Genomic DNA, 20,218 nt, shown 5'->3' with positions numbered 1-20,218 from the left:
CGTGTTCAAACCCTTGCTGCGAGCATAACAGGAGGCCGGCCCCGCAGTCCCAGCCGAAGCAGGACGTACGGGGCCGGTGCGGGGACGGGGCCGGTTACTCGGTGTCGTTCTTCGGGGGTCGGTGCATGACCTCGCCGATGGTGGTCTCCTCGTGTCGGCCGAGGCGGCTGTGCGAGCGGCCGTAGAGGAAGTAGACGAGGAAGCCGATGACCATCCAGATGGCGAAGCGGAGCCAGGTCTCGGCGGGCAGGTTGAGCATCAGCCACAGCGTGGCGGCGACGGACAGGATCGGGACGAACGGCACCCACGGGGTGCGGAAGGAGCGGTGCAGATCCGGGCGGGTGCGACGCAGGATGATCACGCCGAGTGCGACGACGACGAAGGCGAACAGGGTGCCGATGTTCACCAGCTCGGCCAGTTCGCTCAGGCTGGTGAAGCCCGCGATGACGGCGATGAGCACGCCGAGCAGGATGGTCGGCCGGTGCGGGGTCCGGAAGCGGGGGTGGACGATGGAGAAGAAGCGGGGCAGCAGGCCGTCGCGGCTCATCGCGAAGAAGACCCGGGTCTGGCCGAGCAGCAGGATCATGCAGACCGTGGTCAGGCCGACGACGGCGCCGAAGCTGATCGCGCCCGCGTACCAGGGGTGGCCGTTGGCCTTGAAGGCGTCGGCGAGCGGGGCGTCGACGGAGAGCTTGGTGTAGTGCTGCATGCCGGTGACGACGATGGACACCGCCACATACAGCGCCGTGCAGATGAACAGCGAGCCGAGAATGCCGCGCGGCATGTCCCGCTGCGGGTTCTTGGTCTCCTCGGCGGCGGTGGCCACGACATCGAAGCCGATGAAGGCGAAGAAGACCACGGAGGCGGCGGTGAAGATGCCCATCACGCCGAAGTTGGACGGCGCCCAGCCGAACATCAACTGGATGAGCGGCGCTTTGAGGCTGCTCCCGGCCGGCACGGTCTCGGCCTTGGGGATGAACGGCTTGTAGTTGTCGCCGTTGATGAAGAAGGCACCCGCGACGATCACGATCAGGACGACCGTCACCTTGATGGCGACGACGACCTCGGTGACCCGCGCGGACAGCTTCATACCGATGACGAGGATGGCGGTGAGCACCAGGACCAGCGCGGCGGCGAGGATGTCGAAGCCGAAGCCGGTGGCCCCGTCCCGGCCGCCGAGGTAGGCGGGCAGGTGCCAGCCCGCGTTGTCCAGCAGCGAGCGCATGTACCCGGACCAGCCGACGGCGACCACCGCCGTGCCGAGCGCGAACTCCAGGACCAGGTCCCAGCCGATGATCCAGGCGGGCAGTTCACCGATGGAGGCGTAGGAGAAGGTGTACGCCGAACCGGCGACCGGGACCGTGGAGGCGAACTCCGCGTAGCACAGCGCGGCGAGGGCGCAGACGACGCCGGCCGCGACGAAGCCCAGCGAGACCGCGGGGCCCGCGGTCTCCTTGGCGACCTTGCCGGTGAGGACGAAGATGCCGGTGCCGATGATGACACCGACGCCGAAGACGGTGAGATCCAGGGCGGTCAGGGATTTCTTGAGCGCGTGCTCTGGCTCCTCGGTGTCGAGGATGGACTGCTCGACCTTCTTCGTTCGGAAGAGGCTGCTGCTCACGTGCCTACCTCCCACACGCTCGTCGTCCTCGACATGATCGAGAGGGCTGGGGATGCGTATGCCCCGGCACAGGCAGGTTTACGCAAAAGGGCCGGTTCCGCCACCGGGAGGAGTGGCGAAACCGGCCCTTCGGGGCGACTTTGAGCTAGTCGCGCACAGGCTCCACGGAGTCCACCTCGGCGGCCGTACGGTCGAACCGGCCGTCCAGCTTGGACACCAGGCCGGTGACCTGGCGGGCGATGTCGGGCGCGGTCAGCCCGATCTCGGCCATGACCTCCGCGCGGGAGGCGTGGTCGAGGAAGCGCGGCGGGATGCCGAAGTCGCGCAGCGGCACGTCCACGCCGGCGTCACGCAGGGCCTGGGCGATGGCGGAGCCGACGCCGCCGACGCGGCTGTTGTCCTCGACGGTGACGACCACCCGGTGCCGCTCGGCGAGCGGTGCCATCGCCTCGTCCACGGGCTTGACCCAGCGCGGGTCGACCACGGTGGTGGAGATGCCCTGCTGGTCGAGCAGGCCGGCGATCTCCAGGCACATCGGGGCGAGGGCGCCCACGGAGACCAGCAGCACGTCCGGGCGGTCGGTGCCGGGCTCGCGCAGCACGTCCATGCCGCCGACCCGGCCCACGGCCGGTACGGCGGGGCCGACGGCGCCCTTGGAGAAGCGCACCACGGTCGGCGCGTCCTCGACGGCGACCGCCTCGCGCAGCTGCGCCCGCACCTGGTCGGCGTCGCGCGGCGCGGCCAGCCGGAGCCCCGGTACGACCTGCAGGATCGACATGTCCCACATGCCGTTGTGAGAGGCGCCGTCGGTGCCGGTGACGCCGGCCCGGTCCAGCACGAAGGTCACGCCGCACTTGTGCAGGGCCACGTCCATCAGGACCTGGTCGAAGGCGCGATTGAGGAAGGTGGCGTAGACGGCGAAGACCGGGTGCACACCGGCGTGGGCCAGACCGGCCGCGGAGACGGCAGCGTGCTGCTCGGCGATCCCGACGTCGTACACCCGTTCGGGGAATCGTTTGGCGAACCTGTCCAGGCCCACCGGCTGGAGCATGGCCGCCGTGATGGCGACGATGTCCTCGCGCTCCTCGCCGAGCCTGACCATCTCCTCGCCGAACACGGAGGTCCAGTCGGCGCCGGAGGAGGAGATCGGCAGGCCGGTGTCCGGGTGGATCTTGCCGACGGCGTGGAAGCGGTCGGCCTCGTCCTGGAGGGCGGGCTGGTAGCCGCGGCCCTTCTCGGTCAGGCAGTGCACGATGACCGGCCCGCCGAACCGCTTGGCCCGCGCCAGCGCCGACTCCAGCGCCTCGATGTCGTGGCCGTCGATCGGGCCGACGTACTTCAGGCCCAGGTCCTCGAACATGCCCTGCGGGGCGATGAAGTCCTTCAGCCCCTTCTTGGCGCCGTGCAGGGTCTCGTAGAGCGGCTTGCCGACGACCGGTGTGCGCTCCAGGAGGTCCTTGCCGCGGGCCAGGAAGCGCTCGTAGCCGTCGGTCGTGCGCAGGGTCGCCAGGTGGTTGGCGAGACCGCCGATGGTCGGGGCGTACGAACGCTCGTTGTCGTTGACCACGATGACCAGCGGGCGGTCCTTGGCGTCGGCGATGTTGTTGAGCGCCTCCCAGGCCATACCGCCGGTCAGCGCACCGTCACCGATCACGGCGACGACATGGCTGTCCCGCTTCTTCAGCTGGTTCGCCTTGGCGATGCCGTCGGCCCAGCCGAGGACCGTGGAGGCGTGGCTGTTCTCGATGACGTCGTGCTCGGACTCGGCCTGCGCGGGGTAGCCGGACAGGCCGCCCTTCATCTTCAGCTTGGAGAAGTCCTGCCGGCCGGTGAGCAGCTTGTGCACGTACGACTGGTGTCCCGTGTCCCACAGGACCTTGTCCTTCGGGGACTCGAAGACGCGGTGCAGGGCGATGGTGAGCTCGACCACGCCCAGGTTGGGGCCGAGGTGGCCGCCTGTCTTGGCGACGGCGTCGACGAGGAAGGTCCGGATCTCCTGTGCCAGCTGGTCCAGCTCCTCCAGGCTGAGCCGGTCCAGATCGCGCGGTCCCCTGATGCGGGTCAGCAGCGGCACCCGTGCCTCCTTGCAGTAGAGCTGATCGAGCTTTCGCCGGGCTCGCCCGAGTCTAATGTTCTTGCTTTGCACGACACGACAGCGCCCGGCACCTTTGAGGTACCGGGCACGTCGGCTTACTGCCAGGCGCTACGCACGCCCGGCGGTCTTCTGGGTCTTACGCGTGATGGAGTCGATGACCACCGTGGTCAACAGCACAGCCGCGGTGATCATGTACTTCACCGGCTCCGCGATGGACTCCAGCTGAAGCCCGTACTGGATCGACACGATCACCAGCACACCCAGCAGAGCGTTCCACGTGCGGCCACGCCCGCCGAAGAGCGACGTACCGCCGATGACGGCCGCAGCGATCGCGTTCATCAGCAGGTCACCCGTACCCGCGCTCTGGTTGGCAGAGGCGATCTTGGAGGCCAGGAACAGACCGCCGACCGCCGCGAACCCGCCGGAGATGGCGAACACGGAGATCCGCACCGCCGTGACGTTGATACCCGCACGCCGTGAGGCCTCCACGCTGCCACCGAGCGCGAAGATCTTACGGCCGTAGGCGGTGCGCCGCAGCACGAAGTCCGTGCCGATGAGGAACGCGAGGAAGACCACCGTGGCCAGCGGCAGGCCCTTGTACTGGTTGTACATGTAGGCGCCGGCGAAGGAGACCACGGCGAGCAGGACCGTACGCAGGATCGTGTCGCTCAGCGGCCGGGACGGGACGCCCGCGGCCTCCCGGCGCCGGTTGCCGAGGAACGAGGAGACGAAGAACACGGCGACCACGACGACCGCCAGCCCGTACGCGGCGGCCACGTCCGAGAAGAAGTACGTGGTCAGCTTGCCGATCAGGCCGTCCGGGTCGAGGTTGATCGTGCCGTTCTCGCCCAGCACCTTCAGCATGAAGCCCAGCCAGAACAGCAGACCGGCCAGGGTCACGGCGAAGGCCGGCGCGCCGAGCACCGCGAAGAAGAAGCCGTGGGCCGCGCCGATGGCGGCACCGGCGGCGACGGCGACGAGCACGGCGGCCCACTCGGGCCAGCCCTGGTTGACCGCGAGGACGGCCGCGAGGGCGCTGGCCGCGCCGCTGACCGAGCCGACGGACAGGTCGATCTCGCCGAGCAGCAGCACGAAGACGATGCCGACGGAGATCATGCCCGTGCCGACCATCGTGACGGTGATGTCGCTGATGTTCTGCGCGGACAGGAAGTTGGAGTTCAGGACCTGGAAGATGATGCAGATGGCGGCGAGGCCCAGGACGACCGGGAGGGAGCCCAGCTCGCCGGCCTTCATCTTGCGCTTGAACTCGCTCCAGTAGCCGAGCAGGCCCTGCTCGCGCACCAGCAGGCGCGGGTCGACCGCGGTGACCGCGGCGGCCGCGGCCTCGGGGTTCACGACGTCCTTGGCGGCCTCGGGAGCCTCGTCGACGTTTGCGGAAGTCTTGTCGATGCTCACTTGGAAACCTCCCCGGACGTGCGCGCCGCACGGCGGGTCACGGCGTTGTCGGTGGCGCCGGTGATGGCGGAGATGATCTCCTCCTGCGAGGTCGACTTGACCTCGAAGACGCCGTTGTTGCGGCCGAGGCGCAGGACGGCGACCTTGTCGGCCACCGCCTTCACGTCCGCCATGTTGTGGCTGATGAGGATGACGGCGTGACCGCGCTCGCGCAGGCGCTCCACCAGGTCGAGGACCTGGGCGGTCTGCTCGACACCGAGGGCGGCGGTGGGCTCGTCGAGGATGACCAGCTTGGGGTCGCCGAGCATCGAGCGGGCGATGGCCACGGTCTGGCGCTGACCGCCGGAGAGCGAGGCGATCGGGATGCGGACGCTCGGGATGCGGATCGACAGCGTGGTCAGCAGCTCGCGGGCGCGACGCTCCATCTCGACCTCGTCCAGGACGCCCCACTTCCTCAGCTCACGGCCGAGGAACAGGTTGCCGACGACGTCGATGTTGTCGCACAGCGCGAGGTCCTGGTACACCGTCGCGATGCCCAGGGCCTGGGCGTCGTGCGGCCTGCTGATCGAAACGGGCTTGCCGTCCCACTCGATGGCGCCCTCATCGATGGGGTGCACGCCGGCGATCGTCTTGACCAGCGTGGACTTTCCGGCACCGTTGTCGCCCACCAGGGCGACCACTTCACCGGCGTGGACCTCAAGCTCTACGTCGGTGAGCGCCTGAACGGCACCGAACCGCTTGGAGACCCCGCGCAACGCCAGCACGGGCGTAGCGGACACGTGAACCATCTCCTTCGCCGCCTGACCCGGCGGGAGGTTGTGCAGAAATCTGGGCGGGTGGGTTGGGAGAAACCCTGGGGGAGTTCCGTCCGGCGCCCCGCACCGAGCTTGCGGGGCTGTCTGATGCGCGGGGCACCGGAGGAGCCTTGGGCAGTCAGTCCGGTCCTGCACGGGCATTCAAGGACGAATGCCCGTACGGGGGAAGGGACTTGGGCTGCTTACTTGAGGCCGAGCTTGTCGCAGGCGGACTTGTACTTGCCCGTGCAGATGTCGGAGACCGTGTAGACGCCGTCCTTGATGACGGTGTCCTTGATGTTGTCCTTGGTCAGCGCGGTGACCGGGACCAGGACCGACGGGACGTCCTTGGCGGAGCCGGAGGAGACCTTGTCCTTGGCGACGGAGTCGAGCGACTTGCCCTGGGCGAGCGCGACGGCCATCTCGGCGGCGGCGTCGGCCTCGGGGGCGTACGGCTTGTAGACGCTCATGTACTGCTCACCGGCGACGATGCGCTGCACACCGGCCAGCTCGGCGTCCTGGCCGGTGACCGGGACGTTCAGACCGGCGGCCTTGAGGGCGGTGATGATACCGCCGGCCATGCCGTCGTTGGCGGAGTAGACACCCACGATCTTGTCCTTGCCGACCGCGGAGATCGCCGCCTCCATCTCGGAGTTGGCGTTGTCCGGCGACCACTCCTTGGTGTCGTACTCCTTGGCGACGGTGACCTTGCCGTTGAGGACCTCGTGGGCGCCCTTCTTGAACTGGGCGGCGTTCGGGTCGGTCACCGAGCCGTTGACCATGACGATCTTGGAGGACTTGGTGGCCTTGCTGCCCAGCGCCTTCAGCAGGGCCTCACCCTGGGTCTTGCCGACCTCCTCGTTGTCGAACGAGGTGTAGGCGCTGATCGGGCCCTCGGCCAGGCGGTCGTAGGCGACGACCTTGATGCCGGCGTCCTTGGCCTTCTGTACGGAGTTCTGGATGGCCTTGGCGTCGACCGCGTCCAGGATCAGGACGTCCACCTTGTTGGTGATCATGGTGTCGACCTGCTGGGCCTGCAGGTTCGCGTCCTGACGGGCGTTGTTGTACTGGATCTCCGCCTTGCCGTTCGTCAGCTCCTTGATCTTCTTCTCGATCAGCGGGCGGTCGAACTTCTCGTAGCGGGCGGTCTTGTTCTCCGGAAGGAGGAGGCCGACCTTGATGTTGTCGCCCTTCTTGGCGGACGCCGAGGAAGAGCTGTCGTTGCCCTTGGACTCCTTGGCACTGCCACAGGCGGCCAGCGAGACGGCCATGGCCCCAGCAGCAACGGCAAACGCGGCACGACGCATACGCGTGTTCACTCTAGAAACCTCCCTGACGAGGCCGCGTCGTTGCGGCCGAGGTGGCTGGAAGTCAACTCGGCCACACGTGCGACGTCAAGAAGTAAATCCTTAACGAGATGGCAACGGTGCCATCCGTTCTCTAAGTGAAGGCAGGCGTCGCCGGGGACAGGACGCCCGTGACAGAACCGTCCAGAAGGGTTGAATCGCCCATCTCGCTCAGGGCGAGAGCGAGCGCCCCGAGCACCTCCGCACGGCCGCCAAGTGCCCCCGGGAGAACGGACAGTTGGCGCGCCGCACTGGGGATGGCATAGCGGCCGACGGACTCCCTGATGGGCCCGAGGACGAGCTCTCCGGCCTCGGCGAGATCACCGCCCAGGACCACCCGGCTCGGGTTCAGAAGGTTGCAGAGATTGGCCACTCCACTGCCGATGTGGCGGCCGACGTCGGCGATCACGCGACGGCAGCCCGGGTCTCCGTCCCTGGCCAGCCGTACGACGCCTTCCATCGTCAGGTCGGTGCCATGACTGGACTGGAGCAGCGGGAGCACATAGCGCGCGGCCGTGAAGGTCTCCAGGCAGCCACGGTTCCCGCAACGGCAGACCGGGCCGGATTCGTCGAGTGTAATATGCCCGATTTCTCCTGCGGTGCCGCCCGGGCCGCGGTAGATCTTCCCGTTGATCACCAGACCGGCGCCGACACCGCTGGCGACCTTGATGTAGGCGAGATCGCGGACGCCCTTGCCGCTGCCCCAGACCAGCTCGCCGAGGGCGCCGAGGTTGGCGTCGTTGTCCACGTGCACGGGCACGCCGAGGCGCCCGCGCAGTTCCTCGGCGGGCTTGGTGCCGCCCCAGCCGGGCAGGATCGCGGTGGACCCCAGGGTCCCGGATTCCACGTCGATCGGACCGGGCACGCCGAGCCCGACGCCGGCCACCTTGGACCGGTCGACGCCGGTCGCCGCGATCAGGCGGTTGACCAGCTCCTCCGCCCGGTCGAAGCCCTGCGTGGAGGAGGCGTCGACGTCCAGCGGCTCGGACTCCTCGGCCAGCACCTGGTGCGCGAGGTTCCCGATCGCGACGCGCAGGTGGGTGTGCCCGAAGTCGACACCGATGACAATCCCGGCATCCCCGCTCAGTGACACGCTGCGGGCCCGTCGGCCGCCGGCCGAGGTCGGCGTGACCTCGACGGTTCCGCCGTCCTTCAGCTCCCGCACGATGTTCGAAACCGTCGCGGCGGACAGGCCGGTCGTGCGCGCGATCTCCGCCTGCGTGAGCGACCCGGCGAGCCGCACTGCCCGTACGACTCGTTCCAGGTTGGCTCGGTGCAGCGACGACTGCGACCCCGGAGTCTCCATCGACCCATCCACTCCCGCCATCGGCCGGGCGGCCCCTGCGCCGCCCGTGGCCCAGGTCACATCTGCGGAACCGGGCCACTTACAAGTTATGAACTCCAAGCTCGGCTGTACGGGTTACCGCAGTCAAGTCCTTGACGGAAATCGCTGTCACTTCCGTGGTCCGCCCCGGACACCTCGCGGACACGTGCATGCCACCCGGAGCAGGGCGGATCCGGCCCCGAAGACGGTTTCGGCACAGGGCGGGAGGGGGACGGCCGAGGGGGCGTACCGGGGCGGGCGGATCGTTCAGCCGCGGAATCCGGGGGTGGGTCGTGACCGGGTTGTGACCGGGCGCGAGGGGCCGGGTGTGCATCGCGGGTGCGAAGGGGCAGCATGGTCGGGTGCTCCCTCCCCGACTGCTGTGGCGTGATCCCCGGCCCGTCCCCCGGTTCAACCGGCAGGAGCCGGTGACCGTGATCGTCCGCGATCCCGGCTTCCACGAGCCGACCGACGACGACTGCGCGACGTTCTGGTACGCCTGCCGGACGCACCACCGCCCCTACCGGCACGAGGCCTGCGGGGAGGGGGCACATCTGATCGCTCTGCACTGCCAGGAGCACGGGCCCGAGAGCTTCTGGCCGGACCCGCGCATGCTGATGTTTCCGGAAGGGTTCACTCCCCGGCTGAGCGAGGAACAGCTCGCCCGGGTGCGGGCCGAGGACGAGGCCGGCTGAACCCGGGCCCGGTCGCCCGGGCCCGCCCGGCTACTTCAGAGCCCCCGCCGTCAGCCCCGCGACCACCTGCCGCTGGAAGACGATGTACGCCCCCAGGACCGGCAGCATCGCCATCACCAGGCCCGCGAAGAGGCCGGACCAGTCGCCCTTGTACCCCTGGCTGACCGCCAGCTGGACCAGGCCCTGGGTGAGGACGCGCTTGTCGGGGTCGGTGTTGAGGACCGTGGGGAGCATGTACTGGTTCCACTGGCCCAGGAAGTTGAAGATGCCCACGCTGATCAGCCCCGGCTTGGCCATGGGCAGCATGATCTGGAAGAACGTACGGGTGTGCGAGGCGCCGTCGACGAAGGCCGCTTCCGCCACCGAGGTGGGCAGCGTGCGGAAGAAGGCGGTCAGGAAGAAGACCGTGAACGGCAGCGAGTACGCGATGTAGACCAGGATCAGGCCGTGGATCGTGTTGAGCAGTCCCATGTTGTTCACGACGTAGAACAGCGGGACCAGCGCCAGCATGATCGGGAAGCTCATGCCGCCGACGAAGAGGTAGTAGATGAACCGGTTCCCGGGGAAGTCGAAGCGGGCCAGGACGTAGGCCGCCATCGAGCCGAGGACCAGGGTGCCGATCAGCGAGCCCCCGACCACCAGGACGGTGTTCAGAAAGTAGTCGCCCATGTTGGCGTCGGTCCACGCCCGCGCCCAGTTGTCGAAGTGCAGCTTGTCCGGCAGGGACCAGGGCGAGCCGAAGATGGAGCTGTCGTCCTTGAAGGACGTCATCACCGCCCACAGCAGCGGCATGACCACCATGACCGCCCACAGGATCAGCATGCCGTGGGAGAAGACGTTGAGGACGCCTCCCTCCTTCTTCCGGGCGGCGGGCCGCGTGGCGGGCACATCGATCTTCACGACAGGGGCGCCGGACTCGGCCGGCAGCGGGGTCTCGGTCGTCTTCATCGCTTCAGTACTCCAGCCGTTCGCGACGGCCCAGCCGCATCACGATCGCGGCGAACGCGAGCGTGACGACGAGCAGGGCGACGCCGATGGTGGTGGCGTAGGCGGCCTGACCGTCCCGGAACGCCTTCTGGTACACGTACAGGACCATCACCGTGGTCGAGTAGTCCGGTCCGCCCGGCCCGGTCGTCATGATCTGTACGACCGCGAACGACTCGGCGCCGAGCGCGAGGATGCCCATGTAGACCCAGCCGGACTGCACGGTGTCCCACAGCAGCGGCAGGGTGACGCGGAAGAAGGTGGTGGCTCGGCTCGCCCCGTCCAGCAGCGCCGCCTCGTACAGCTCGGCCGGGATCGACGCCATGCCCGCGGAGAACAGGACCACGAAGAAGCCGACCGTGGACCACACGAGCACCGCCATCACACACCACAGCGCGAGGCTCGGGTCGCCCAGCCAGAGCGGCTGGACGGTGTCGAGCCCGATACCGCGCAGCAGTGAATTGATCGCGCCGCTGTCCGGGTTGTACGCGAAGGCGAACAGCAGGGAGACGATCGCGATCGACAGCACCTGCGGGAAGAAATAGACGATTTTGTAGAAGGACGAGCCCCGGACCCCGGAGATCACGGGGCCGCCCCTTCTCCGCCGTCCGCCCACATTGATCATGAAGGCGAAGAACAGCGCCAGACCGAGTGTCACCAAAGGCAGCACCAGGGCGAAGAGCAGACTGTGCTGCAACGACTTCCAGAAGATGTCGTCGTGGAACATCCTCGTGTAGTTGTCGAAGCCGACCATCTTGAATTCGGGGCTGAGGCCGGTCCAGTCCGTGAACGAGTAATAGATGGACTGGATGAACGGCCACACCACGAAGAGCGCGTACAGTCCCAGGGGCGCTGCCAGAAACCCCACAATGAACCGGTACTTGCCGTGCTGCATCGCCACTCCGGTGCGGTAGGGGTGCTGGTTACTGGTGCTTGTAGTGCTTGATCGAGGTGTCCTTCGCGGCCTCGTCGGCGAAGCCCTGGATCTTCTTGATGGCCTCGGCCGGGGTGAGGCGGCCGGCCATCATCTCGCCGAGACCGGCCACACCGATCTTCTCCTTCTGCAGCTGCACGTACCAGTCCTGGATCCGCGGATTCACCACGTTGGACCCGGCCTTGTCCAGTGCCGCCACGCCCGACTTCAGCCCCGGGGTGAGGGTGATGCCGGTGGTGCCGCCGTTGTACGCGGTCAGCGACTTCACCTTGGCGGTGAAGTTCTTCGAGGACGCCTCGGAGAGCATGATGCGCAGCTGCTCCATGCCGCCCTCGCCGTTCGCCGCCTTGGCCGGCACGATGAAGGGCTCGCCGCCGGAGGCCCAGATGGTGCCGAAGGGCAGCTTGTCCGAGCTGTCGATGCCGGTCGGCGCGGAGACCGCGAGGTTGAAGTCGGCCGGGATGACATTGGCCGATTCGTTCTCCACCCAGGAGCCGTTCGGGATGAACAGCGCCTTGCCCTTGGCCCAGGCGGTCTGCGACTGGATGTGATCGAGGCCCGGGGTGCCCCTGAGGATGTAGCCCTTCTTGTACAGCTCGTAGTAGGCCTCGAAACAGGCCTTGACTGCCGGGTGCTTCCAGGCGTTCGGCTCCAGGTTGTCGATGGCGTCGAGCACCTCGCGGCCGCCGACCTTGCCGATCATCGGGTACAGCGAGAAGGGGAGGTAGTACGGGTACTTGCCCGCGTAGGTCCAGCCCGCCATGCCCTTCTTCTTGGCCTTCTCGCACACGGCGAGCATCTGGTCCCAGGTCTGGGGGTACTCCGCGTCGAGCGAGTCCAGCGCCTTCTGCGAGTACCAGACGCCGTAGACCGTGTAGGCGTAGTACAGGATCCAGACCGGCTTGCCGTCGAACTGGCCCATCTCCACGATGCCGGGGCGCAGCGTGTCGCGGACCTTCTTGTTCGGGTCGTCGTACGACGGCGCGTCCAGCAGCGGGGTGAGGTCCGCCAGCTGGTTCTTGCCGACGAGCACGCCCATGTCCATCTGCTCGGCGCCGGAGTTGTCGATGAGGTCCGGCGGGTTGCCCTGGTTGAAGCGGGGCTGGAGCGTGGACTGGATCTTCTGGGTGGCGGAGAACTTCACCGTGGCCTTGGGGAAGTCCTTCTGATAGATCTTCACCGCGTCCTGGGCGTACTCCTTGCCGAAGCCGCCGTCGAAGAGCACGAATTCCATCTTGGCGGTCTCGTTGACGGCCAGCGGGTTCCTGGCGGTCTTCTTGCCCGCCTTCGCCTTGCCCTGTCCGCCCCCGCCGCTGCTCGCGCAGGCGGACAGCAGGCCCATTCCGGGGGCCGCCACCAGGCCGAGCGCGGCCGAACGCTTGATCAGATCGCGGCGGCCGACACCTTCGCCACCGTGGTGCGCAGTGGATCCCATGCTCAAGTCCTCGCCTTCTCCAGGACTCAGGCGGTGAACCGGATCCTCCCCGGCACCGCGGTCGGGTAGTGCTGGGTCGTGCAGGAAACGCCGACAGGTATAGTCCACTTCCCGCCAGCGGAGCAAGATCGAATGCAAGGTTGGTCATGGGTCTTTTCCGAGTTGAGACCTCTCGGAAATATGAGCGACCTGTGGGCGCTCCGCCGCAGAAATTCGCGACATAGACCCCTGAATGCCACACCCAACACCCTTGACATCAAGGGCCACTTGACCACCTACTGGTTCCTGCGCATCGAAGCTGACAACGTTGTCTCACGTGGGCGCAGGAGGGGAATCCGTAGATGCAGCGGAGAACTCGGCACAGATACGGTCCGGCGGTCGTCCTCACGGCCGCCTTTGTCATGGCCGTCGGCGCGCAGGGCGCGGCGGTCGCCCTGCCGGCCAAAGCCGCGGCGGCCGACCGGGAGTTCGCATCCTCGTTCGAGACCGGTGATCCGGCGCCGGACTGGCTGAACACCGTCGACACGGCGGCGGACGGGAGCAAGCGCGCCTCGGGCGTGGACGGCGGCTACACCACCGGCATTCCGGGCAATGCCACCGACCATGTGACCGAGGTCCGGGCGAACGGCGAGAACGCGGGCGCGGGCGAGGTGAAGGAGAACCTCGTCGACGGCGAGCCCGGCACCAAGTGGCTGACCTTCCAGCCGACCGGCTGGGCCGAGTTCGACCTGGACAAGCCCATCAAGCTGATGACGTACGCGCTCACCTCGGCCAACGACTTCGACGGGCGCGACCCGAAGGACTGGACGCTTCAGGGCTCGGTGGACGGCAAGGACTGGAAGACCGTCGACACCCGCTCAGGCGAGTCCTTCTCGGAGCGGTTCCAGACGAAATCGTACGATCTGGCCCAGCCGGCCGAGTACGAGCACTTCCGGCTGGAGGTGACGAAGAACAACGGCGCCCCGGACATCCTGCAGATCGCCGATGTCCAGTTCTCCACGGGCGGCGGAGGCGGCCCGGTGCCGCAGGACATGCTGTCGCTGGTCGACAGGGGCCCGAGCGGCTCGCCGACGGCCAAGGCGCGGGCCGGTTTCACCGGAAAGCGGGCCCTGCGCTACGCCGGACGGCACACGGCGGCCGGCCGGGCGTACTCGTACAACAGGGTCTTCGACGTGAACGTGAAGGTCGGCGGCGACACCGAGCTGTCGTACCGCATCTTCCCGTCGATGGCCGACGGCGACCGCGACTACGACGCCACCAACGTCTCCGTGGACCTGGCCTTCACCGACGGCACCTACCTGAGCGACCTCGGCGCGATCGACCAGCACGGCTTCCCGCTGTCGCCGCGCGGGCAGGGCGCGGCGAAGGCGCTGTACGTCAACCAGTGGAACAGCGTGGCCTCACGGATCGGCTCGGTGGCGGCCGGCAGGACGGTCGACCGGATCCTGGTGGCGTACGACTCCCCGAACGGCCCGGCGAAGTTCCGCGGCTGGATAGACGACATCGCCCTCAGGCAGGCGGCCCCGGAGAAGCCGAAGGCGCACCTGTCGGACTACGCGCTGACCACCCGCGGCACCAACTCCAGCGGCAGCTTCTCGCGCGGCAACGACTTCCCGGCGACGGCCCTTCCCCATGGCTTCAACTTCTGGACGCCGGTGACGAACGCCTCCTCGCTGAGCTGGCTGTACGAGTACGCACGTGCGAACAACGACGACAACCTGCCGACGATCCAGGCGTTCAGCGCGAGCCATGAGCCGAGCCCGTGGATGGGCGACCGGCAGACCTTCCAGCTGATGCCGTCGGCCGTCACCGGCACTCCGGACACCGGGCGTGCGGCGCGGCAGCTGGCGTTCCGGCACGAGAACGAGACCGCGCGGCCGTACTACTACGGGGTGCGGTTCGAGAACGGCCTGAAGGCGGAGATGACGCCGACCGACCACGCGGCCGTGCTGCGCTTCACCTACCCGGGCGACGACGCGAGCGTGCTGTTCGACAATGTCACCGAGCAGGCGGGCCTGACCCTGGACAAGGAGCACGGGATCGTCACCGGCTACTCGGACGTGAAGTCGGGCCTGTCCACCGGCGCCACGCGGCTGTTCGTGTACGGCGTCTTCGACAGGCCGGTCACGGACGGCGGCTCCAGTGGGGTCAAGGGCTATCTGCGTTTCGACGCGGGCGCCGACCGCACGGTCACCCTGCGTCTCGCGACGTCGTTGATCAGCATCGACCAGGCGAAGGACAACCTGGGCCAGGAAATCCCGGACGGCACCTCCTTCGACACCGTCAAGGAGCGGGCCCAGCGGACCTGGGACGAACTGCTCGGCAAGGTCGAGGTGGAGGGCGCGACCCCGGACCAGCTGACCACGCTGTACTCCAGCATGTACCGGCTGTACCTGTACCCGAACTCCGGCTTCGAGAGGGTCGGCGGCAAGGACCAGTACGCCTCGCCCTTCTCCCCCATGCCGGGCCAGGACACCCCGACGCACACCGGCGCGAAGATCGTCGACGGCAAGGTGTACGTCAACAACGGCTTCTGGGACACCTACCGGACCACATGGCCGGCGTACTCCTTCCTGACCCCGTCCCAGGCGGGTGAGATGGTCGACGGGTTCGTGCAGCAGTACAAGGACGGCGGCTGGACCTCGCGCTGGTCCTCCCCCGGGTACGCCGACCTGATGACCGGCACCTCCTCGGACGTGGCGTTCGCCGACGCCTACGTGAAGGGCGTGAAGTTCGACGCGAAGGCGGCATACGACGCCGCGGTGAAGAACGCGACGGTCGTTCCCCCGTCCTCGGGAGTGGGCCGCAAGGGCATGGCCACCTCCCCGTTCCTCGGCTACACCAGCACCGACACGAACGAGGGCCTGTCGTGGGCGATGGAGGGCTACGTCAACGACTACGGCATCGCCAAGATGGGCGAGGCCCTCTACAAGAAGACCGGCGACAAGCGCTACCAGGAGGAGTCGCAGTACTTCCTCAACCGCGCCCAGGACTACGTCGACCTCTTCGACCCCAAGGCGGGCTTCTTCCAGGGCCGGGACGCCCAGGGGAACTGGCGCCTGGACCCGGCGAAGTACGACCCGCGGGTGTGGGGCTACGACTACACGGAGACCAACGGCTGGGGCTATGCCTTCACCGCCCCGCAGGACAGCCGGGGCCTGGCCAACCTGTACGGCGGCCGGAGCGGCCTCGCGGACAAGCTGGACCAGTACTTCGCCACCCCGGAGACCGCCTCGCCGGAATTCGTCGGCTCCTACGGCGGTGTCATCCACGAGATGACCGAGGCCCGGGACGTCCGGATGGGCATGTACGGCCACTCCAACCAGGTCGCGCACCACGTCATCTACATGTACGACGCGGCAGCCGAGCCCTGGAAGGCGCAGGAGTACGTGCGTGAGGCGATGTCCCGGCTCTACACCGGCAGCGAGATCGGGCAGGGCTACCACGGCGACGAGGACAACGGCGAGCAGTCGGCCTGGTACCTCTTCTCCGCGCTCGGCTTCTACCCGCTGGTCATGGGCAGCGGCGAGTACACGATCGGCTCCCCGCTGTTCAAGAAGGCGACTGTGCACCTGGAGAACGGCCGCGATCTGGTGATCAAGGCGCCGCGCAACAGCGCGCAGAACGTGTACGTGCAGGGCGTGAAGGTCAACGGCCACCCCTGGACGTCGACTTCACTCTGCCACGCGCTGCTGGCCAAGGGCGGGGTGCTGGAGTTCTTCATGGGGTCCAAGCCCTCGACATGGGGCTCGGGCAAGAACGCGGCCCCGGTCTCCCTCACCCAGGACGACAAGGTGCCGACGCCCCGCGCGGACGTGCTGAAGGGTGACGGCGCCCTGTTCGACAACACGTCTCGGACGAGCGCGACGGTCACCTCGGTGGATCTGCCGGTCGACGGTGCCGTGAAGCCCGTCCAGTACACGCTCACCTCGGCGGCGGACCACACCAAGGCACCGGCCGGCTGGACCCTGCAGGGCTCCACGGACGGCACGGCCTGGACGACCCTGGACCACCGCTCGGGCGAGTCGTTCCCCTATGACCGCCAGACCCGGGCGTTCACCATCGCCGCACCGGGCTCGTACACCAAGTACCGCCTGGTCTTCGACGGTGAGTCGACGCTGGCGGAGGTGGAGCTGCTGGCCTGACCCGCTCCGGGCACCGGGAAGGGGCGGGTCCCTCGCGGGCCCGCCCCTTCGTCGTGCGCGGGCTCAGCCGGTGGCCAGGGTGAACACGTGCAGGTCGGTGGTGTCCGGGAGCCGGACGCTCTTCACCAGGCGGCCGGCCGGGGCCGTGAACGGCTTGGTGGCGAAGACGTACGTCGCCACCGCGTCCTTGTCGGCGCCCGCGACATTGCGGTACGCGGTCCTGGCGACGACCTCGTTGCCGTACTGGACGGTGCCCCCTCCGCCTCCGACGGTCCAGTCGGTGAAGGAGAGGTCCACGGTGTCGGTCGTGCCGTCGGTGTAGGTGACGGTGGCCTTGGTCTGCTGGTTGCCGTTGACCGCGCTGCCGAGGAAGGACAACTGGCGTGCAGGAGCGGCGAGTTCGATGGTCTGGCCGGTGGCCGAGGCGTTGTCGGGGCGGGCGGTGGGCGAGTTGGGCCAGGTGAAGGCGAGGCCGTCGACCGTGCCCTGCGTGCCGGGGGTCAGACCGGCCGTGGCGAGGGCCTGGCGGGAGTAGCTCCAGCCGCCGCCGTCGTAGTCGGCCTCGTCGTGCTCGCCCTCGTCGTCCGAGATCCCGGTGTTGTTGTAGGCGGCGAGGAGGGTGCCCGCGGCGGCCACGGTCAGGGAGATGGGCTGCTCGTAGGAGGTGTCGCCCGAGGTCACCGTGACCTTGACCGCGTAGAAGCCCTGAGTGACGCCCTCGGCCGCGGTGAGGGTGATCGCCTGGGAGCCGTCGGTGACCGTGCCCTCGGCGGGCGTGGCCGTGACACCGGACGGGGTCTGGACCCGGAAGCGCACCTCGGGCCCGCTGCCGCCGCCGAGCGCCAGCGCGCGGATGCGGGTCTTCGTGCTGCCCCCGGGTGCGACCGTGGCGGCGGTGGGGCCGACGCCGATCTGGTACGGCTGCTCGCCCGCCCGGAAGGACGGCGGCGGGAAGGCCGCGCCCCAGGTGCGGTCCGGGGTGGTGGCGAGGGTGTAGTCGAGACGGCCGCCGTCGCGCACGAACGAGGCGGGCAGCCAAGGACGGTCGCTCTCCTGACCGTCGACCTTCAGCGACTGCACGTACGGCGCGTCGGCCGCCGCCCCGCTCGCCCGGATGGAGATGTCGTTGCCGTGCGGGCGGTCGATCTCCACGCGCTCGAACAGCGGGGAGGCGAGGACGAGTTCGGCGCGCGAGGGCACCTGCGGGTACATGCCGAGCGCGGAGAAGACGTACCAGGACGACATCGCGCCGAGGTCGTCGTTGCCGGGGATGCCGCCGGGCTCGGACGACCACAGCTGCCGCATCGCGGCGCGGACGGTCTCCTGCGTCTTGTACGGGGCACCCGCGTAGTCGTACAGGTAGGGGACGTTGACCGACGGCTCGTTGTCCAGCTCGGACTTGGTGCCGCCGTTGCCGGTGAAGGCCCAGCCGCCGTCGGCCGTGTGGAAGAAGCCGTCCAGCCGGGCGAGGGCCTTGTCCCGGCCGCCCATCGCGGCGAAGAGCCCGGCGGGGTTGTGCTGCACCATCCAGGTGTACTGGGCGGCCGTCCCCTCCACGAACCCGTTGCCGGTGTCGGGGGTGAAGCCGGTGACCCAGCTGCCGTCGGCCTTACGGCCCGCGATGTAGCCGCCGCCCGGATCGGCTGCGATGTTGAAGTTGTTCTGCCACCACTGGGCCCGGCGGGCGAAGGCGGCCGCCGTGTCCTTCTCCCCTGCGGCTGCGGCGAGTTGGGAGAGGGAGAAGTCGGCGGTGGACATCTCCAGGGTCTCGGCGGCGCCGCCCCAGGCGTTGGAGACGCTGGGCATGTAGTGCAGCTTGAGGTACTTGTCGAGCGAGGGCCGCTGGCCCACCGACAGCACCGGCTTGCCCGCCGCCGACAGGTCCTGCCGCGTGGGTACGGTCGCCGCCTCGACCAGCGAGTCCAGGGCGCCCTTGAGGCCGAAGTCGGTGCCGCCGAAGGCGCGGATACCGGCCAGGGCCGTCGGCGCGGGGTCGCCGTTCATGACGTGGGTGCCGCTCGCGCCGTGCAGCCAGCGGTCCCAGACACCGCCGTTCTGCCCGGCGAGCGCGTACAGCGACTGGGCGATGTCGGAGCCGGTGCGCGGGTCGAGGAGGGTGAGCAGCTGCACCTGGTCGCGGTAGACGTCCCAGCCGGAGAAGGTGCCGTACTGCGCACGATGGCGAGGGTCGACGGTATGCGGCCGGCCGTCCGCACCACGGTATCTGCGGTCGGCATCGCTGATGACGTTCGGATGCAGCAGGGAGTGGTAGAGCGCCGTGTAGAAGGTGGTGCGCTCGGCCTCGGTCCCGCCGCCGACCCGGACCGCGGCCAGCCGGTCGTGCCAGGCACGCCGCGCCGCCTCCTCGACGGCGTCGAAGGAGCGGCCCTGCGGGTTCTCCGCGGCGAGGTTCGCGGCGGCGCCCGCCTGGCTGACGTAGGAGATGCCGACCTTGACGTTCACCGGGCCGGTGCCGGGTGCGAACTGCACGTACCCTCCGGCGCCCTTGCCCGCGACGGGCCGCCCGCCGTGCGAGAAGCCGCCCGTGCCACCGGAGGCCGCCAGGGAGCCGGGGCTCAGCTTGTCGTCCTGCCAGGTGCCGGCGGCTGTGAAGGCCCGGTCGAAACGGGCGGTGAAGTACAGCGTGTAGTAGGAGCGCCGGCCCTCCGGGTCCAGGTAGCCGCAGAAGTTCCCGGAGGTGACGGAGCCGGAGACGGTCCGGGTCGCCGGATCGATGGTGACCGTCGAATCCTCGGATCCCACCTCGGAGTTGGCGGTGCGGACGAGCAGGGACGCCGCCTTGTCCGCCGGGTAGGTGAAGCGGGCCGAGCCCGTGCGGGGGGTCGCGGTGAGGTCGGCGGTGACGCCGGAGGCCAGGCCCACCCTGTAGTGGCCGGGCTCGGCGGTCTCGTCGGCGTGGCTGAAGTCCGAGGCGTAGACGGCGTCCTTGGTGTCGCTCGCCGGTGAGGAGGTGACCTCACCGGCGTACGGGAAGAACGGGATGTCGCCGCTGCCGCCCGCGCAGCCCGTGCCGGACATGTGGGTCAGGCTGAAGCCGCGGATGCGGGTGGCGTCGTACTGGTAACCGCCGGGCGCGGCCGTCCGTGCGGCATCGCCTCTGGTGTTCTCCGGGCTGAAGGAGAACATGCCGAACGGCAGGACGGCGCCCGGGAAGACGTTGCCGCCGCTCCTGGTGCCGATCAGCGGATCGACGTACGGGGTCGGGTCCTTGACGAGGTCGGGGGGAGCGGCGCTCGCCGCGAGGGCGGGGGTGGCACCGCCGGTCGCGAGCACCGCGGCCAGCAGCAGGGACAGGGGACGCAAACGCATGACGCGGCCCTTCCTCCTAACGGACGGGTCGCGCACCACAGGTCGCACAAGCCGCAGGGACAGTAACGTGCGCCACCCGTAACACGGAAGACCGCGTAC

At 68.7% G+C, this 20,218-nt stretch carries 12 protein-coding genes; 2 read left to right on the top strand and 10 right to left on the bottom strand.

Annotation, left to right across the window (positions count from 1 at the left end):
• Window positions 1-94: 94 nt before the first annotated feature.
• The 6 genes from AQI88_RS13530 to AQI88_RS13505 all read right to left on the bottom strand — a co-directional run bounded on the left by AQI88_RS13530 (window position 95) and on the right by AQI88_RS13505 (window position 8,578).
• The gene (locus AQI88_RS13530; RefSeq protein ID WP_066997297.1) at window positions 95-1,621 is read right to left on the bottom strand and encodes an amino acid permease; all 1,527 of its coding nucleotides are present in this window, start codon (window positions 1,619-1,621) and stop codon (window positions 95-97) included.
• A 145-nt stretch (window positions 1,622-1,766) separates the two neighbouring features.
• Window positions 1,767-3,695, bottom strand: a complete 1,929-nt coding sequence (gene dxs, locus AQI88_RS13525) for a 1-deoxy-D-xylulose-5-phosphate synthase (RefSeq protein ID WP_066997294.1) — start codon at window positions 3,693-3,695, stop codon at window positions 1,767-1,769.
• A gap of 129 nt (window positions 3,696-3,824) precedes the next feature.
• On the bottom strand, window positions 3,825-5,132 hold the full coding sequence (locus AQI88_RS13520) for a sugar ABC transporter permease (RefSeq protein ID WP_066997291.1): 1,308 nt from the start codon (window positions 5,130-5,132) through the stop codon (window positions 3,825-3,827).
• A complete protein-coding gene (locus tag AQI88_RS13515) occupies window positions 5,129-5,920 on the bottom strand; it encodes an ATP-binding cassette domain-containing protein (protein ID WP_066997288.1) in 792 nt (263 codons plus the stop codon). Before AQI88_RS13515 ends, AQI88_RS13520 begins: the two co-directional genes overlap by 4 nt.
• A gap of 209 nt (window positions 5,921-6,129) precedes the next feature.
• The gene (locus AQI88_RS13510; protein ID WP_066997285.1) at window positions 6,130-7,233 is read right to left on the bottom strand and encodes a sugar ABC transporter substrate-binding protein; all 1,104 of its coding nucleotides are present in this window, start codon (window positions 7,231-7,233) and stop codon (window positions 6,130-6,132) included.
• Window positions 7,234-7,366: 133 nt separating this feature from the next.
• On the bottom strand, window positions 7,367-8,578 hold the full coding sequence (locus AQI88_RS13505; protein ID WP_066997282.1) for an ROK family transcriptional regulator: 1,212 nt from the start codon (window positions 8,576-8,578) through the stop codon (window positions 7,367-7,369).
• Between the two features lie 380 nt (window positions 8,579-8,958).
• On the opposite strand from AQI88_RS13505, the gene AQI88_RS13500 reads away from it, so the two are divergent.
• Window positions 8,959-9,291 (top strand): hypothetical protein, encoded by a 333-nt coding sequence (locus AQI88_RS13500; protein WP_244184120.1) that lies wholly within the window; start codon window positions 8,959-8,961, stop codon window positions 9,289-9,291.
• 30 nt (window positions 9,292-9,321) lie between these two features.
• Here the strand turns inward: AQI88_RS13500 and AQI88_RS13495 are convergent, their stop codons facing one another.
• The 3 genes from AQI88_RS13495 to ngcE are packed head-to-tail and all read right to left on the bottom strand — an operon-like array spanning window position 9,322 to window position 12,644.
• Window positions 9,322-10,239, bottom strand: coding sequence for a carbohydrate ABC transporter permease (locus tag AQI88_RS13495; protein WP_066997275.1), 918 nt, complete (start codon window positions 10,237-10,239; stop codon window positions 9,322-9,324).
• Between the two features lie 4 nt (window positions 10,240-10,243).
• Window positions 10,244-11,170 carry a carbohydrate ABC transporter permease gene (locus AQI88_RS13490; RefSeq protein WP_066997271.1) on the bottom strand — a complete coding sequence of 309 codons (927 nt, stop codon included), beginning with the start codon at window positions 11,168-11,170 and terminating at the stop codon, window positions 10,244-10,246.
• A gap of 28 nt (window positions 11,171-11,198) precedes the next feature.
• Window positions 11,199-12,644 carry an N-acetylglucosamine/diacetylchitobiose ABC transporter substrate-binding protein gene (gene ngcE / locus AQI88_RS13485; RefSeq protein WP_066997268.1) on the bottom strand — a complete coding sequence of 482 codons (1,446 nt, stop codon included), beginning with the start codon at window positions 12,642-12,644 and terminating at the stop codon, window positions 11,199-11,201.
• A 341-nt stretch (window positions 12,645-12,985) separates the two neighbouring features.
• On the opposite strand from ngcE, the gene AQI88_RS13480 reads away from it, so the two are divergent.
• Window positions 12,986-16,789 (top strand): GH92 family glycosyl hydrolase, encoded by a 3,804-nt coding sequence (locus AQI88_RS13480; protein WP_208615774.1) that lies wholly within the window; start codon window positions 12,986-12,988, stop codon window positions 16,787-16,789.
• 63 nt (window positions 16,790-16,852) lie between these two features.
• Here the strand turns inward: AQI88_RS13480 and AQI88_RS13475 are convergent, their stop codons facing one another.
• The gene (locus tag AQI88_RS13475; RefSeq protein WP_066997265.1) at window positions 16,853-20,119 is read right to left on the bottom strand and encodes a GH92 family glycosyl hydrolase; all 3,267 of its coding nucleotides are present in this window, start codon (window positions 20,117-20,119) and stop codon (window positions 16,853-16,855) included.
• Between the last annotated feature and the right edge of the window lie 99 nt (window positions 20,120-20,218).

The sequence above is a fragment of the Streptomyces cellostaticus genome, from assembly GCF_001513965.1.
GTDB classification, from domain to species: domain Bacteria; phylum Actinomycetota; class Actinomycetes; order Streptomycetales; family Streptomycetaceae; genus Streptomyces; species Streptomyces cellostaticus.
Note: the sequence above shows the minus strand (reverse complement) of the source record. Positions and strands in the feature narration are given on the sequence as shown.

Bases quoted from the DNA above. Each gene is read 5' to 3' on its own strand.
- AQI88_RS13515 (WP_066997288.1), bottom strand. From the start codon at position 5,920: ATGGTTCACGTGTCCGCTACGCCCGTGCTGGCGTTGCGCGGGGTCTCC.
- AQI88_RS13510 (WP_066997285.1), bottom strand. From the start codon at position 7,233: ATGCGTCGTGCCGCGTTTGCCGTTGCTGCTGGGGCCATGGCCGTCTCG.
- AQI88_RS13505 (WP_066997282.1), bottom strand. From the start codon at position 8,578: ATGGAGACTCCGGGGTCGCAGTCGTCGCTGCACCGAGCCAACCTGGAA.
- AQI88_RS13495 (WP_066997275.1), bottom strand. From the start codon at position 10,239: ATGAAGACGACCGAGACCCCGCTGCCGGCCGAGTCCGGCGCCCCTGTC.
- AQI88_RS13490 (WP_066997271.1), bottom strand. From the start codon at position 11,170: ATGCAGCACGGCAAGTACCGGTTCATTGTGGGGTTTCTGGCAGCGCCC.
- ngcE (WP_066997268.1), bottom strand. From the start codon at position 12,644: ATGGGATCCACTGCGCACCACGGTGGCGAAGGTGTCGGCCGCCGCGAT.
- AQI88_RS13480 (WP_208615774.1), top strand. From the start codon at position 12,986: ATGCAGCGGAGAACTCGGCACAGATACGGTCCGGCGGTCGTCCTCACG.
- AQI88_RS13475 (WP_066997265.1), bottom strand. From the start codon at position 20,119: ATGCGTTTGCGTCCCCTGTCCCTGCTGCTGGCCGCGGTGCTCGCGACC.